General features: G+C 61.3%; 13 protein-coding genes and 1 pseudogene. 12 read left to right on the top strand and 2 right to left on the bottom strand.

Annotation, left to right across the window (positions count from 1 at the left end):
* The first annotated feature begins 73 nt into the window (after positions 1 to 73).
* The 9 genes and pseudogenes from LDZ28_RS12315 to ugpQ all read left to right on the top strand — a co-directional run bounded on the left by LDZ28_RS12315 (position 74) and on the right by ugpQ (position 8,360).
* On the top strand, positions 74 to 580 hold the full coding sequence (locus LDZ28_RS12315) for a shikimate kinase (RefSeq protein ID WP_244828131.1): 507 nt from the start codon (positions 74 to 76) through the stop codon (positions 578 to 580).
* An 8-nt stretch (positions 581 to 588) separates the two neighbouring features.
* Positions 589 to 1,677: a 3-dehydroquinate synthase gene (gene aroB / locus LDZ28_RS12310; RefSeq protein WP_244826407.1), complete on the top strand. Its 1,089-nt coding sequence runs from the start codon at positions 589 to 591 to the stop codon at positions 1,675 to 1,677.
* A 124-nt stretch (positions 1,678 to 1,801) separates the two neighbouring features.
* A pseudogene (locus tag LDZ28_RS12305) lies at positions 1,802 to 2,968 on the top strand (deoxyguanosinetriphosphate triphosphohydrolase); the annotation flags it as partial.
* Positions 2,969 to 3,015: 47 nt separating this feature from the next.
* Positions 3,016 to 4,341, top strand: a complete 1,326-nt coding sequence (gene ugpB, locus LDZ28_RS12300) for a sn-glycerol-3-phosphate ABC transporter substrate-binding protein UgpB (RefSeq protein WP_244826405.1) — start codon at positions 3,016 to 3,018, stop codon at positions 4,339 to 4,341.
* 58 nt (positions 4,342 to 4,399) lie between these two features.
* Positions 4,400 to 5,284 (top strand): sn-glycerol-3-phosphate ABC transporter permease UgpA, encoded by an 885-nt coding sequence (gene ugpA / locus LDZ28_RS12295; RefSeq protein ID WP_244826404.1) that lies wholly within the window; start codon positions 4,400 to 4,402, stop codon positions 5,282 to 5,284.
* Complete coding sequence (gene ugpE, locus LDZ28_RS12290; RefSeq protein WP_244826403.1) at positions 5,281 to 6,126, top strand: sn-glycerol-3-phosphate ABC transporter permease UgpE; 846 nt, start codon at positions 5,281 to 5,283, stop codon at positions 6,124 to 6,126. The genes ugpA and ugpE overlap by 4 nt, the downstream gene beginning before the upstream one ends.
* A gap of 69 nt (positions 6,127 to 6,195) precedes the next feature.
* On the top strand, positions 6,196 to 6,507 hold the full coding sequence (locus LDZ28_RS12285; RefSeq protein ID WP_244826402.1) for an antibiotic biosynthesis monooxygenase: 312 nt from the start codon (positions 6,196 to 6,198) through the stop codon (positions 6,505 to 6,507).
* A 3-nt stretch (positions 6,508 to 6,510) separates the two neighbouring features.
* Positions 6,511 to 7,596: a sn-glycerol-3-phosphate import ATP-binding protein UgpC gene (locus LDZ28_RS12280; RefSeq protein ID WP_244826401.1), complete on the top strand. Its 1,086-nt coding sequence runs from the start codon at positions 6,511 to 6,513 to the stop codon at positions 7,594 to 7,596.
* Between the two features lie 14 nt (positions 7,597 to 7,610).
* On the top strand, positions 7,611 to 8,360 hold the full coding sequence (gene ugpQ / locus LDZ28_RS12275; protein WP_244826400.1) for a glycerophosphodiester phosphodiesterase: 750 nt from the start codon (positions 7,611 to 7,613) through the stop codon (positions 8,358 to 8,360).
* A 42-nt stretch (positions 8,361 to 8,402) separates the two neighbouring features.
* Here ugpQ and LDZ28_RS12270 read toward each other — a convergent pair whose 3' ends face one another.
* Complete coding sequence (locus tag LDZ28_RS12270; RefSeq protein ID WP_244826399.1) at positions 8,403 to 8,780, bottom strand: YqjD family protein; 378 nt, start codon at positions 8,778 to 8,780, stop codon at positions 8,403 to 8,405.
* A gap of 29 nt (positions 8,781 to 8,809) precedes the next feature.
* Between LDZ28_RS12270 and LDZ28_RS12265 the strand changes: the two genes are divergently transcribed.
* Positions 8,810 to 9,040 carry a hypothetical protein gene (locus LDZ28_RS12265; RefSeq protein ID WP_244826398.1) on the top strand — a complete coding sequence of 77 codons (231 nt, stop codon included), beginning with the start codon at positions 8,810 to 8,812 and terminating at the stop codon, positions 9,038 to 9,040.
* 33 nt (positions 9,041 to 9,073) lie between these two features.
* On the opposite strand, the gene LDZ28_RS12260 is transcribed toward LDZ28_RS12265, so the two are convergent.
* Positions 9,074 to 9,781 (bottom strand): OmpW family protein, encoded by a 708-nt coding sequence (locus LDZ28_RS12260; protein ID WP_370652139.1) that lies wholly within the window; start codon positions 9,779 to 9,781, stop codon positions 9,074 to 9,076.
* Between the two features lie 223 nt (positions 9,782 to 10,004).
* Between LDZ28_RS12260 and LDZ28_RS12255 the strand changes: the two genes are divergently transcribed.
* The gene (locus tag LDZ28_RS12255) at positions 10,005 to 10,712 is read left to right on the top strand and encodes a transposase (protein ID WP_244826396.1); all 708 of its coding nucleotides are present in this window, start codon (positions 10,005 to 10,007) and stop codon (positions 10,710 to 10,712) included.
* A 322-nt stretch (positions 10,713 to 11,034) separates the two neighbouring features.
* The gene (locus tag LDZ28_RS12250; RefSeq protein ID WP_244826395.1) at positions 11,035 to 15,738 is read left to right on the top strand and encodes a glutamate synthase-related protein; all 4,704 of its coding nucleotides are present in this window, start codon (positions 11,035 to 11,037) and stop codon (positions 15,736 to 15,738) included.
* Positions 15,739 to 15,800: the final 62 nt, after the last annotated feature.

Below are 15,800 nucleotides of genomic sequence, written 5' to 3'. Positions count from 1 at the left end.
AAATTCGATTGACTTGAAGGAAACCGAGTTGCAGGAAGGGCACGCGAACGCGAACATCTTTTTCGTCGGACTCATGGGGGCGGGTAAAACCACCGTGGGCCGCGCGGTTGCGCGCCGCTTGCAGCGCTCATTCATCGATTCGGATCAGGAAATCGAGGCGCGCACCGGCGCGCGCATCCCGGTGATCTGGGAGCTCGAAGGCGAGGCGGGTTTTCGTCAGCGCGAAGCCAACGTTATCGACGAGCTGTCGCAAAAGAGCGGTATCGTGCTTGCTACGGGCGGCGGTGCGGTGCTGCGTCCGGAGAATCGCGAACATCTGAAGAATCGCGGCGTCGTCATCTATCTGCGTGCGAATCCGCACGATCTCTGGCAGCGCACGCGGCGCGACAAGAACCGGCCGCTTTTGCAGACCGACGATCCGCGCGGCAAGCTGGAAGCGCTCTTTCAGACGCGTGATCCGCTCTATAACGAGTGCGCGCATTTCGTCGTGGAAACCGGCCGACCTACCGTCAACGCGCTCGTCAACATGGTCCTGATGCAACTGGAGGTGGCCGGCGTCATCAAACCGGCTCAGTCATAATGTCCGTCATGATTTCCCCCTCGATTACCGTCGACGTCGAACTGGGCGAACGCGCCTATCCCATTCATATCGGTGCGGGCCTCATCGGTCGCACGGAGCTTTTCGCGCCGCATATCAAGGGCGCGTCGGTCGCCATCGTCACCAACTCCACCGTCGACCCGCTCTACGGCGACGAACTCCGCGCCGCACTCGCCACGCTCGGCAAGAAGGTGACGACCGTCGTGCTGCCGGATGGCGAAGCGCACAAGAACTGGGAAACGCTCAACACGATCTTCGACGCGCTCCTCAGCGAACGCTCCGACCGCAAGACCACGCTGATCGCACTCGGCGGCGGCGTGGTGGGCGACATGACCGGCTTCGCGGCGGCATCGTATATGCGCGGCGTGCCGTTCATTCAAGTGCCGACCACTTTGCTCTCGCAAGTGGATTCATCGGTGGGCGGCAAGACGGGCATCAATCATCCGCTCGGCAAGAACATGATCGGCGCGTTCTATCAGCCGCAAGCGGTGATCGCGGACATCGGCGCTTTGCGCACGCTGCCAGACCGTGAACTGGCTGCGGGACTCGCGGAAGTCATCAAGACGGCGGCAATCGCGGACGCCGAGTTCTTCGAGTGGATCGAAGCGAACATCGCGAAGCTGAACGACCGCGACGAAGAAGCGCTTGCTCACGCGGTCAAGCGTTCGTGCGAGATCAAGGCGTCGGTGGTGGCGTCGGACGAGCGCGAAGGCGGACGCCGCGCAATTCTCAACTTCGGTCATACCTTCGGGCATGCCATCGAAGCGGGCCTGGGCTACGGCGAATGGCTGCACGGCGAAGCGGTGGGCTGCGGCATGGTGATGGCGGCGGATCTTTCCGTGCGCCTCGGCAAACTGGATGAGCCCGCGCGCAAGCGTCTCGTGCGCGTGATCGAAGCCGCGAAGCTGCCGGTCGTGGCGCCCACGCTCGGCGCGGGGCGTTATATCGATCTGATGAAGGTCGACAAGAAAGCCGAAGCCGGCGAGATCAAGTTCATTTTGCTGACCCGCTTCGGTGAGGTCGAAATAGCAAAGGCGCCCGACCACGCCGTGCGCGAGACGCTCGCCGCAAGCGTCTGAGTATCGGATCGGCGCCGACCCGGCGGCAATGCCGGAGACAACCGGAACCACGACTTGAGCGGAGCAGCCGGTGAGCGAAATAGAAAGTCTACTTCCGTCGAGCGGGCCGCCATCGGGCTCGTTCGAAGCGTATCTCGCGCCGTACGCGGCGCATTCGGCGTTGTCGCGCGGACGCCGGTACGCCGAAGCGCCGCCTGCCGCCCGTACCGAATTCCAGCGCGACCGCGACCGCATCGTGCACTCCACTGCATTCCGGCGGCTCGAATACAAGACGCAGGTGTTCGTCAATCACGAAGGCGACCTCTTTCGCACGCGTCTCACGCATAGTCTCGAAGTCGCGCAGATCGCGCGTTCGGTCGCTCGCAATCTGAATTTGAACGAAGATTTGGTCGAAGCGATTTCGCTTGCGCACGATCTCGGCCACACGCCGTTTGGTCACGCGGGCCAGGACGCGCTCAACGAATGCATGCGCGATCACGGCGGCTTCGAGCACAATCTGCAAAGCCTCGCGGTGGTGGATCAGCTCGAAGAGCATTACGGCGCATTCGACGGCCTCAACCTCTGCTTCGAGACGCGCGAGGGCATTCTCAAGCATTGCTCGCGCGAAAATGCGCGCAAGCTCGGCGATCTCGGCGAACGCTTTCTCACGGGCAAGCAGCCGTCGCTCGAAGCGCAGATCGCCAATGTCGCCGACGAAATCGCCTACAACAATCACGATGTCGACGACGGCTTGCGCTCCGGCTTCATCACGCTCGAACAGCTTTCCGAAGTCAGCCTCTGGCATACGCATTTCGATGTCGCGCGCGCCGCGTATCCGGATATCGGCGGACGCAGGCTGATTCACGAGACCATTCGCAGCATCATCAACACGTTGATCGTCGATCTGATCGAGGCGACGAGCCGCAATCTCACGCGCGTGGCGCCGAAGTCCATCGACGATATCCGCAACGCGCCGCCGCTCGTCGCGCATAGCGATGAAATTGCCGCGCAAGCTGCCGCGCTCAAGCGTTTTCTGTTCAGGAACCTGTACCGGCACTATCGCGTGATGCGCATGGCAAACAAGGCGAAGCGCGTCGTGACGGGTCTCTTCGACGCGTTCACCGACGACCCGCGCCTGTTGCCGCCCGCTTATCAGGCGCGTCAGGCCGCGGTGGAGGAGTCGGCCAACGACGCGAGTTCAACCGGCCACGACAGCTCGCAGGCGCGGCTCGTCGCGCATTACATCGCGGGCATGACCGACCGCTATGCACTGAAGGAGTATCAACGCCTGTTTGTCATCGACAACAACTAATATCGCGCGTTTCAACGCGCAAGAATCAATTCAAGGAGACTTTCTCGATGAGACGCATGCCCTCGTTCCGCTCGATCGCAGCAGCTGCCGTGCTCGCGTTCGCCGGCAGCACCGCAGCGCAGGCCGCGACGGAAATCCAGTTCTGGCACGCCATGGAAGCCGCGCTCGGCGAGCGCGTCAACGACATCGCCAACGACTTCAACGCGTCGCAAAGCGATTACAAGATCGTCCCCGTGTTCAAGGGTACGTATGATCAGACGCTCGCGGCGGGCATCGCGGCGTTTCGCAGCGGCAACGCGCCCGCGATCCTGCAAGTCTACGAAGTCGGCACGGCAACGATGATGCAGGGCAAGAAAGCCGTCGTTCCGGTCTACGACGTCTTCAAGCAGGCAGGCGTGCCGCTCGACGAGAAGGCCTTCGTGCCGACCATCTCCGGTTACTACAGCGACGCGAAGACCGGCCATCTCATCTCTATGCCGTTCAACAGCTCCACGCCGGTTCTGTACTACAACAAGGACGCCTTCAAGAAGGCGGGACTCGACCCGAACCAGCCGCCGAAGACCTGGGCCGATGTCGAAACCGACGCAAAGAAGATAAAGGCCGCCGGTTACTCGTGCGGTTATTCGTCGGGCTGGCAAAGCTGGATTCAGCTCGAAAACTACAGCGCGTGGCATGCGGCGCCGTTCGCGACGAAGAACAACGGCTTCGACGGGCTCGACGCCAAGCTCGACTTCAACAAGCCGCTGCAAGTCGCGCATATCGCCTTCCTGCAGAAGATGGCGAAAGAAGGCAACTTCACCTACGTGGGCCGCAGGGACGAGCCGGTCTCGAAGTTCTATAGCGGCGATTGCGGCATCATCACGAACTCGTCGGGCTCGCGCGCGACCATCAACAAGTTCGCGAAGTTCGAATACGGCGTCGGCATGATGCCTTACGACGCGAGCGTGAAGGGCGCGCCGCAGAACGCGATCATCGGCGGCGCGAGTCTCTGGGTGCTGTCGGGCAAGGACCCGGCCGTGTACAAGGGCGTCGCGAAGTTTCTCGCTTATCTGACTTCGCCGCCGGTCGCGGCGAAGTGGCATCAGGACACGGGCTATCTGCCGGTCACGCAAGCGGCCTACGAACTCACGCAGAAGCAGGGGTTCTACGACAAGAATCCCGGCGCGGATATCGCCATCAAGCAGATGCTGAACAAGCCGCCGCTCGCCTTCACCAAGGGTTTGCGTCTTGGCAACATGCCGCAGATTCGCACCGTCGTCGATGAAGAACTGGAGCAGGTCTGGGCGGAGAAGAAGACGCCGCAACAGGCGCTCGATTCTTCGGTTTCGCGCGGTGACGAACTGCTGCGCCGCTTCGAAAAGAGCGGTGGTTAAGCGCCCATGACGCAGCGCGCCCGCGTGTTTCTCGCGGGCGCCGTTTCAGGATACATCGATGGAAAAACGGTCTCGTTTCGATACGAGCGTCCTGCCGTATCTGCTCGTTGCGCCTCAGCTCGCGATCACCGCGCTGTTCTTTCTGTGGCCGGCGGGCGAAGCGCTCTGGCAATCCACGCAGAGTCAGGACGCGTTCGGCACGTCGAGCGAATTCGTCGGCCTCGCGAACTTCAAGCAGCTTTTCGCGGACCCGCTTTATCTGTCGTCGTTCAATACGACGATGATCTTCTGCGCGCTCGTTACCGTGTCGGGACTCGTGATCTCGCTGCTGCTCGCCGCGTGCGCCGACCGCGTGACGCGTGGCGCGAAAGCGTATCAGACGTTGCTCATCTGGCCATATGCCGTCGCGCCCGCGATTGCGGCGGTGTTGTGGTCGTTTCTGTTCAACCCGAGCATCGGGCTCGTGACGTATGCGCTCGCGAAGCAGGGCATCGTGTGGAACCACGCACTGAACGGCACGCAGGCCATGTTTCTCGTCGTGCTCGCGTCGGTGTGGAAGCAGGTCAGCTACAACTTCCTGTTCTTCTATGCGGGACTTCAGGCAATTCCGCAGTCGCTGATCGAAGCCGCGGCCATCGACGGCGCCGGTCCCGTGCGACGCTTTTTCGGCATTGCGCTACCGCTGCTTTCGCCGACGAGTTTCTTCCTGCTCGTCGTGAATCTGGTCTATGCATTCTTCGACACCTTCCCCGTGATCGACGCCGCCACCGGCGGCGGCCCGGCGCAGTCGACCAAGACACTCATCTACAAGATTTTCGCGGAAGGCTTTCAGGGTCTCGACATCGGTAGTTCGGGCGCGCAATCGGTCGTGCTGATGGTGATCGTCGTTGCGTTGACCATCGTGCAGTTCCGCTTCGTCGAACGCAGGGTGCAATATTCATGATCGAGAACCGACGCGGCTTCGATATCTTCTGTCACGCGGTGCTGCTCGTAGGCGTCGCGCTGATCGTGTTTCCGGTGTATGTCGCGTTCTGCGCGGCCACGATGAATTCGAAGGAAGTCTTCACCGTGCCGCTCTCGCTCGTGCCGAGCACGCATCTCTTCGAAAACGTGGCGAACATCTGGACGCACGGCAGCGGCAACGCGGCGGCGCCTTTCGGACGCATGCTGATCAACAGCCTCGTGATGGCGCTCGTGATCTCCATCGGCAAGATCGCGGTGTCGATCATCTCGGCGTATGCGATCGTGTTCTTCCGCTTTCCGTTCAAGAACTTAGCGTTCTGGCTGATCTTCGTCACGCTCATGCTGCCGGTGGAAGTGCGTATTTTCCCGACGGTGCAGGTCGTGTCGTCGATGCATCTGTCGAACACGTACGCCGGGCTTACGCTGCCGCTCATTGCATCGGCGACCGCGACCTTTCTGTTCCGCCAGTTCTTCATGACGCTGCCGGACGAACTGATGGAAGCGGCGCGCATCGACGGCGCGGGGCCGCTGCGTTTCTTCTGGGATGTCGTGCTGCCGCTGTCGAAGACGAACATCGCGGCGCTCTTCGTCATCACGTTCATCTACGGCTGGAATCAGTATTTGTGGCCGATTCTCATCACCAACGAGCAGTCGCTGCAAACCGCGGTGGTGGGCATCAAGAGCATGATCGCATCAGGCGATACCGCGACCGAGTGGCATCTCGTCATGACCGCGACCTTGCTCGCCATGTTGCCGCCGCTCGCGGTCGTCCTGACGATGCAGCGCTGGTTCGTGCGCGGCCTCGTCGATTCGGAAAAATAACGCAACCACCTTGGCATGACGCCCGAGAACAGAAAGCGTCCGCTCGGGCTCAAACGGGAGACTTCAGACATGATTCTCGAAATCGCGCAGTTGCCGGTCATGGCCGGCGAGGAAAGCGCATTCGAAGCCGCTTTCGACGAAGCGCAGAAGATCATCGCGGCGCAGCCGGGCTATCGTTCGCATGAGCTCGTGCGCGGGGCGGACGCCGGCAACGGCTCGCAATACGTGTTGCTGGTGCGTTGGGATTCGGTCGCGGCGCATGATCCGGGCTTTCGGCAATCGGCGGGTTACCAGCAATGGCGCGCGCTGCTGCATCGCTTCTATGAGCCGGGCATCGCGGTCGCGCATTTCGCGACGGTGTGCGGCGCGCTGCGGGACTGATCGATGGCTGCGTTGAATCTCAAGGCGGTCAGGAAAAGCTACGACGGCAAGAACTTCGTGCTGCATGGCATCGACGTGGCAATCGCGGATGGCGAGTTCGTCGTCATGGTCGGTCCTTCGGGCTGCGGAAAATCGACGTTGCTGCGCATGGTCGCGGGGCTCGAAAGCGTGTCCGAGGGCGAGATCCAGATCGGCGGCAAGGTCGTCAACAAGCTGGAGCCAAAGGATCGCGACATCGCGATGGTGTTCCAGAACTACGCGCTCTATCCGCATATGAGCGTCGCGCAGAACATGGCTTACGCGCTCAAGATCGGCGGCGCGGATCGCGCGACTATCGAGAGCCGCGTGGCGAATGCGGCGCGCATTCTCGAACTCGAACCGCTGCTCGCGCGCAAGCCGCGCGAACTGTCGGGCGGGCAGCGCCAGCGCGTTGCCATGGGCCGCGCGATCGTGCGCGAACCGGCCGTGTTCCTCTTCGACGAACCGCTCTCGAATCTCGACGCCAAACTGCGCGTGCAAATGCGTCTCGAGATTCAACGCCTTCACGCGCGACTCGCAACCACGAGCCTTTACGTTACGCACGACCAGATCGAAGCGATGACGCTCGCGCAACGCGTCATCGTCATGAACAAGGGACACGCCGAGCAGATCGGCGCGCCGACCGAAGTCTACGAGCGGCCGGCGACGGTGTTCGTCGCGAGCTTCATCGGCTCGCCCGCGATGAATCTGCTCGAAGGGCGCTTGTCGGAAAACGGCTCGACGTTCGAGGTGGCGGACGGCGGACCGAAGCTGCCGGTTGCGGGCGCTGCCGGTTTGAACGGCACGATGCACGGCCGCGAGTGGATCATCGGCCTTCGTCCCGAGCATATGACACCGGGCATCGTCGGCGCGGCGAGCGCGACGCTCGATGTCGATTCCACCGAGCTGCTCGGCGCCGACAATCTCGCGCACGGCAAGTGGGGCAAGCACGACGTGGCGGCGCGTTTGCCGCATACGCACCGGCCGCAGCGTGGCGAAAAGCTGGCGGTGTCCGTGCCGCCGCAACAACTGCATTTCTTCGATCCGGCGAGCGGTCGGCGCGTCGACTGAAGGGAGTATCCGCGATGAGAACCTGGCCTTATCCCGCAATCGTCGCGCATCGCGGCGGCGGCAAGCTCGCGCCCGAGAACACGCTCGAAGGCATCGACGAAGGCGCGCGGCGCGGTCTGCGCATGATCGAATTCGATGCAAAGCTCTCGGCCGACAATGTGGTTTTTCTGCTGCACGACGATGACGTCGATCGCACGTCGAACGGTCATGGACCCGCGCGCTCGATGACTTACGCGCAGATCCGTGCACTCGATGCGGGCTCGTGGTTCGGCAAGCCATTCGCGGGCGCGCATATGCCGACGCTCGCTGAAGTACACGCGCGTTGCGCGGAACTCGATATGGCGGCAAACGTGGAAATCAAGCCGTGTCCTGGACGCGAAGTCGAAACGGGTGAGCTTGTCGCGCGTGAGACGGCGCGCTTGTGGGCGAGTGCGGAACCAGCGCCGTTGCTGTCGTCGTTTTCATACGTGGCGCTGCAAGCCGCGCGCAACGCGGCACCAGAGCTTCCTCGCGGCATGCTGTACGAGGAAGTTCCGGTCGACTGGCGCGAACAAACGTCGGCACTCGCATGCGTGTCGCTGCATGCGAGTCACCGGCATTTGAGCGAAGCACTCGTTCGCGAAATCAAGGACGCGGGCTTGCGCGTACTTGCCTACACACCGAATGAACCTGAGCGCGTGAAGTTGCTCGCCCAATGGGGAGTCGATGCGATCTGCACGGATCGCATCGATATCATTGGTGCGGATTTTCTCGCGGGAAGTTGAACGACGCGCGCGGCACCATTGATACTGGCGCCGCTCGTTCGGTCAGCGAGCGCGGGCCAGCAAAACGCCCGCGACGAGCGCCAGGCCGCCGACGAGTGCAATCGTCTGCCAGGGCTTTTCGTGCAGATACGCATCGGCGTCGTCTAGAGCAGCGCCGGCGCGTTGTCTGAGCGCGGCGTGCGTGTCGTTCAGACGGGAACGTGCGCCGTCCAGTTGCGAACTTATTTGCTTGCGCAAGATGGCGGCATCGGCCGATGCGCCGTTCGACAGCGTTTCTTCGAGATCGGAAAGCAGCGCGCGCAACTCGCCGCTGATGTCCTCGGCGGCATCACGGCCATGACGCGCCATACGGCGCGCACGGCGGTTGGTGCTGCTCCAGGAATCTCCGATGGCGTCTCGCGTGTTAGGCAATGCGTTCATAGATCGCTCCGTCGATGGATGAATCGTGGATGGATGACCACACCGCTCGCGAAGAGCGGGAAATCGATGATGCAGCAAATTCGATGCCCATGGGCGCGCACGGTCGTGTCACCAGCAAGACTGTCGGTGAACGGCGTTGCGACAGCGTAATAAATGCGCAAACTCCGCAAATGCGCGGGTCACATTTACAAGAGCCGGTAAAATCAAATGCCGCCACGCTTCATGCATGGCGGCGCTTTTATTTGCATGCCCGCAAATAAAATTTCGGGAACGCCGTGGTTAATCCAGCGTTCTTAGAAACGATAGCCGACACGCAAATAAGTCACGATGGGATTCAACGTGATCTTCGCTTTCGACTGCACGTTCAACGTGCCAACCGGCGTCTGCGCTTGCGAGTTCAAAGTCGCCGTTGCCTTCAACGGAATGAACGACACGGAAAAACCCGCGAACCAATGCTCCGTGAAGTTATAGACGGCGCCCACGTTGAACACCGGCGCCCACGAACTATCCGTGTCGACGGAGGTCGGACCATGCAGGACGTTGCCTTCGAACGATGAGTTCGTGATCTTGGCGTCGGTGAACCAGGTGCGCGTTACGCCAATGCCGACGAACGGACGAAACTTCGCTTGAGGAGCATTAAAGAAGTATTTGAAAAGCAGCGTTGGGCTCCATTGTTTCGCGCTGCCGAGCTTGCCGTATTGCGAGAACGAGCCTGTGCCTTCGAGGTCGAAGGAGGGCGGAATGCCCATTTCGAATTCCGCCGCAATGTGGTCGGTGGCAAAGTAACCAAGCGTGAAGCCTGCCGTATCCGCGCTTGAAATGCCGGCGCCCGTGCCCTGTACGTCGATATTGACGGGAGATCCGCCTACACTTGTCTCTTTGAGCGGGCCGCTGCTGTCTTGCGGGGCGAAGTGAAACCAGCCAGCGGTTGCGTAGAAGGAACCCGCCGACTGTGCGTGCGCCGCGCTGGCTACACACGCAAATGCCGCTGCTCCCACCATGACTTGTTTTATTTTCAATTTGTGCTCCTCCAGAAAAGCACGCTCATTATGAGCATAAGATTTCAAAGTAACCATAGCGTCGCCGTAGAGCATTTTCCCTAAGACGTGTGCGGCGTTGGAATCGTGTTGCATGGCATTTGCATGTGTTTCGTCCACGCTGCCTCAACATCTCCACAAGGTCCCCGATTGGGGTAACACAAACGCGATCAATGGAATATCCAGAATGGCACGGCTTGCACGACTTTATGTTCCCGATCAGCCGCAGCATGTCATCCTGCGCGGTCTCGACCAGCAACCTGCCTTCGTCGACGACCAGGACTACGAGCTTTTCATCGACTGCTTGAGAACTGCATCACGTGATCATCATCTTTCCATTCATGCATATGCGTTGATGCCGCAGGCGGTGCATCTGCTTGTCACGCCGCGCGACGAATCCAGCCTTCCCAAGGCGATGCAGGCAGTCGGGCGTCGTTACGTGGCGCATTTCAATCGCCGTTACACGCGGCGCGGGACGTTGTGGGAAGGGCGATATCGCGCAACGGTCATCGAGGGTGAACGTTATTTCCTGCTTGCCACGCGCGTGGTTGAAACCGCGCCGGTTCGCGCGGGTCTGGTTGCCGCGCCGCAGGACTACAAGTGGTCGAGTTTTCGGCACCATATAGGGCTGACGCTCGACGGACTGATCACGGATCATCCGCTTTTCTGGTCGCTCGGCAACACGCCGTTCGAACGCCAGCATGCCTACAAGGAGTTGTGCGATCAGCCGCTCGACGAGCGTGAGGCCAATCGTCTCCTGCAAGCCACACTGAAAGGCTGGGTGCTCGGCAGCGATGCGTATCGCGATTGGGCATCGCGTGCGGCGAATCGGCGCGTGTCGCCATTGCCGCGCGGACGGCCGCGTAAAGTGCGCGAGACGCCTCAATCTCAATAACCACGGGCATCGCGGAAAACGACGCTTCAAAAGGACGGCGGCACGAAAATTCGGGCGCGCCGTTTGTTTTTGCCCAATATCGATATGGAACCAATATTTTGGGGCATACGTGCACCATATCGATAATTAGTGACGCATCATCATATTTTATTTGCCATCTCTTTGATTGGTCGCGTATATTTCGATTTCCGGCGGTTTTTGCGGCGCAGCGCGCCCGTTGCACGACCGGCTTCGCGGCTTCCAAGTCGAAATAAACGCCGCGGGCGACATAAAAAATGGTTCAACGGCCGAGTCGGCCCCTCACAGTAGAGACGGTGTCCCCATGAACGATCATCAGCAACCGGCAGTCGGTTCGCCTCCCGCCGCGCAGGGCATGTATGACCCTGCCAACGAACATGACGCTTGCGGCGTCGGTTTCGTCGCCCATATCAAGGGGAAAAAGAGCCACGAGATCATTCAGCAGGGTCTCAAGATCCTCGAGAATCTCGATCACCGTGGCGCCGTCGGCGCCGATCCGCTCATGGGCGACGGCGCGGGCATTCTGATTCAGGTTCCGGACGGCTTCTATCGCGAAGAGATGGCCAAGCAAGGCGTGACTTTGCCGCCTGCCGGCGAATACGGCGTCGGCATGATCTTCCTGCCGAAGGAACATGCTTCGCGGCTCGCGTGCGAACAGGAACTGGAACGCACGGTGAAGGCGGAAGGCCAGGTCGTGCTCGGCTGGCGCGACGTCCCGGTCGACGGCAACATGCCTATTTCTCCGACCGTGAAGGCGAGTGAGCCGCTCATCCGCATGATCTTCATCGGGCGGGGCAAGGACATCGTCGTGACGGATGCGCTCGAGCGGAAGCTCTACATCATCCGCAAGACGGCGAGCCACCGCATTCAGGCGCTCAAGCTCAAGCACGGCAAGGAATACTTCGTGCCGTCCATGTCGTCGCGCACGGTCGTCTACAAGGGCCTGCTGCTGGCCGGTCAGGTCGGCGTGTATTACCGCGACCTGCAGGACGAGCGCGTGGTCTCGGCGCTTGCGCTCGTGCACCAGCGCTTCTCGACCAACACGTTCCCGGCGTGGGAACTGGCTCACCCGTATCGCATGATTGCGCACAACGGTGAAATCAACACCGTGAAGGGCAACGTCAACTGGCTGAACGCGCGCACCGGCGCGATCGCCTCCTACGTGCTCGGCGACGATCTGCCCAAGCTCTGGCCGCTGATTTATCCCGGCCAGTCGGACACGGCTTCGTTCGACAACTGTCTCGAACTGCTCGTGATGGCGGGCTATCCGCTCGTCCACGCCATGATGATGATGATTCCCGAGGCATGGGAACAGCACACGCTCATGGACGACAACCGCCGCGCGTTCTACGAGTATCACGCAGCGATGATGGAGCCGTGGGACGGTCCCGCCGCCATCGCGTTCACGGACGGCCGCCAGATCGGCGCCACGCTCGACCGTAACGGCCTGCGTCCGGCGCGCTATCTCATCACCGACGACGACCTCGTGATCCTCGCGTCGGAATCGGGCGTGCTGCCTATCCCGGAATCGAAGATCGTCAAGAAGTGGCGTCTGCAGCCGGGCAAGATGTTCCTGATCGACATGGAACAAGGCCGCATCATCGAGGACAAGGAGCTCAAGGACAACCTCGCGAACGCGAAGCCGTACAAGAGCTGGATCGACGCCGTGCGTATCAAGCTCGACGAAATCGAGCCGAAGGCGGAAGACGTCGAAACGCAGCGTCGCGAAGCCGCCGCGCTGCTCGACCGTCAGCAGGCGTTCGGCTATACGCAGGAAGACCTCAAGTTTCTGATGGCGCCCATGGCGCAGTCGGGTGAAGAGGCCGTGGGCTCGATGGGCAACGACTCGCCGCTCGCGGTCATGTCCGGCAAGAACAAGACGCTCTATCACTACTTCAAGCAGTTGTTCGCGCAAGTGACCAACCCGCCGATCGATCCGATCCGCGAGAACATGGTGATGTCGCTGGTCTCGTTCGTCGGTCCTAAGCCGAATCTGCTCGACACGACCAACATCAACCCGACGATGCGTCTCGAAGTGTCGCAGCCCGTGCTCGACTTCAAAGACATCGCGAAGATTCGCGCCATCGACAAATACACCGGCGGCAAGTTCAGCTCGTACGAACTGAACATCTGCTATCCGGTGGCTTGGGGCAAGGAAGGCGTGGAAGCATGCATTGCGTCGTTGTGCGCCGAAGCCGTCGATGCCGTGAAGTCCGGTTACAACATGCTGATCGTGTCCGACCGCAAGATGGACCGCGACAATGTCGCGATTCCGGCGCTGCTCGCCACGTCGGCCATCCACTCGCATCTCGTGCAGCATGGTCTGCGCACGAGCACGGGTCTCGTCGTCGAAACCGGGTCGGCGCGCGAGACGCATCACTTCGCGCTGCTCGCGGCGTACGGCGCGGAAGCCGTTCACCCGTACCTCGCGCTGGAAACGCTCGCCAACATGGCGGAAGGCTTCAAGGGCGATCTGTCGGCCGAGAAGGTCATCTACAACTTCACGAAGGCGGTCGGCAAGGGCTTGTACAAGGTCATGTCGAAGATGGGCATTTCCACTTACATGTCCTACACCGGCGCACAGATTTTCGAAGCGGTCGGCTTGTCCTCCGAGCTCGTGGAGAAGTATTTCCGTGGCACGGCGTCCAAGGTCGGCGGCATCGGCATCTTCGACGTGGCGGAAGAAGCCATTCGCCTGCATCGCGATGCCTTCGGCGACAACCCGGTTCTCGCGAACATGCTCGATGCGGGCGGCGAATACGCTTATCGCGTGCGCGGCGAAGAGCATATGTGGACGCCGGATGCCATCGCCAAGCTGCAACACTCGGCGCGCAGCAACTCGTATCAGACGTACAAGGAATACGCGCATCTGATCAACGACCAGACGAAGCGTCACATGACGTTCCGTGGTCTCTTCGAGTTCAAGCTCGACCCGTCGAAGGCCATTCCGCTAGACGAAGTGGAGCCGGCGAAGGACATCGTGAAGCGTTTTGCGACAGGCGCGATGTCGCTCGGCTCCATCAGCACGGAAGCGCACGCCACGCTCGCGGTCGCCATGAACCGTATCGGCGGCAAGTCGAACACGGGCGAAGGCGGCGAGGACGAGAAGCGCTACCGGAACGAACTGCGCGGCATTCCGATCAAGACCGGCGACACGCTCAAGTCCCTGATCGGCGATGAAATCGTCACCGACGTCGCGTTGAAAGACGGCGATTCGCTGCGCTCGAAGATCAAGCAGGTTGCATCGGGCCGCTTCGGCGTGACGGCGGAATATCTGTCGTCGGCGGATCAAATTCAAATCAAGATGGCGCAAGGCGCGAAGCCGGGCGAAGGCGGTCAACTGCCGGGCCACAAGGTTTCCGACTATATCGGCAAGCTGCGTTACTCGGTGCCGGGCGTCGGTCTCATTTCGCCGCCGCCGCACCACGATATCTATTCGATCGAAGACCTGGCGCAGCTCATTCACGATCTGAAGAACGTGAATTCCGCGGCGAGCATTTCGGTGAAACTGGTGTCCGAAGTGGGCGTCGGCACCATCGCTGCGGGTGTGGCGAAGGCAAAGGCGGATCACGTCGTGATCGCGGGCCATGATGGCGGCACGGGTGCATCGCCCTTGTCGTCGCTGAAGCACGCGGGCACGCCGTGGGAACTCGGTCTTGCCGAAACGCAGCAGACGTTGGTGCTGAACCGTCTGCGTGGCCGTATCCGCGTGCAGGCCGACGGCCAGATGAAGACCGGCCGCGATGTCGTGATCGGCGCGCTGCTCGGCGCGGATGAATTCGGCTTCGCGACGGCGCCGCTCGTCGTCGAAGGCTGCATCATGATGCGCAAGTGCCATCTGAACACGTGCCCGGTCGGCGTCGCGACGCAAGATCCGGTGCTGCGCGCGAAGTTCACTGGCCAGCCGGAACACGTCGTCAACTTCTTCTTCTTCATTGCGGAAGAAGTGCGCGAGATCATGGCGCAACTGGGTATTCGCAAGTTCGAGGATCTGATCGGCCACGCCGAATTGCTCGACACGAAGAAGGGCGTCGAACACTGGAAGGCGAAGGGTCTCGACTTTTCGCGCGTGTTCTATCAAGTGCCGGTGGGCGCGGAAGTCGCGCGCAAGCACGTCGATGTGCAGGACCACGGTCTGGACAAGGCGCTCGATCACGTGTTGATCGAGAAGTCAAAGGCGGCGATCGAGAAGGGCGAGCACGTTTCGTTCATCCAGCCGGTGCGCAACGTGAACCGCACGGTCGGCGCCATGCTGTCCGGGTTGATCGCGAAGAAGTACGGCCACGACGGTTTGCCCGACGACTCCATCCATATCCAGTTGAAGGGCACGGCGGGTCAGAGCTTCGGCGCGTTCCTCGCCAAGGGCGTGACACTCGACCTCGTCGGCGACGGTAACGACTATGTTGGCAAGGGCATGTCGGGCGGGCGCATCATCATTCGCCCGACCAACGACTTCCGTGGCAAGTCCGAGGAGAACATCATCTGCGGCAACACGGTGATGTACGGCGCTATCGAAGGCGAGTCGTACTTCCGTGGCGTCGCGGGCGAGCGCTTCTGCGTGCGAAACTCGGGCGCGACGGCAGTCGTCGAAGGCACGGGCGATCACGGCTGCGAATACATGACGGGCGGCACGGTGGTCGTGCTCGGCGAGACGGGCCGCAACTTCGCGGCGGGCATGTCGGGCGGCGTCGCGTTCGTGTTCGATCCGGACGGCACGTTCGGCGCCAAGTGCAACAAGACCATGGTGGCCCTCGATCCGGTGCTGCAACAGGCCGAACAGGAGCGCACGGTGGATCGCGCGCTGTGGCATGCCGGCAAGACCGACGAAGCGCTGCTCAAGGGTTTGATCGAGCGTCACTTCCAGTTCACCGGATCGCCGCGTGCCAAGGCGCTGCTCGAAAACTGGGATGCGTCGCGCCGTCAGTTCGTGAAGGTGTTCCCGACCGACTACAAGCGCGCGCTCGGCGAGATCGGCGCGAAGAAGGCAAAGGACGCACTCGCGGCCTGAGCGGTCTCACTATAGAAGAGCTCTCCGGTACGCCGGAGAGCGAGTTCCTCACCAAATACAGA

The sequence above is a fragment of the Caballeronia sp. TF1N1 genome, assembly GCF_022878925.1.
Classification (GTDB): domain Bacteria; phylum Pseudomonadota; class Gammaproteobacteria; order Burkholderiales; family Burkholderiaceae; genus Caballeronia.
The sequence above is the reverse complement of the archived record's forward strand: the minus strand, read 5'-3'. Positions and strand labels throughout refer to the sequence as shown.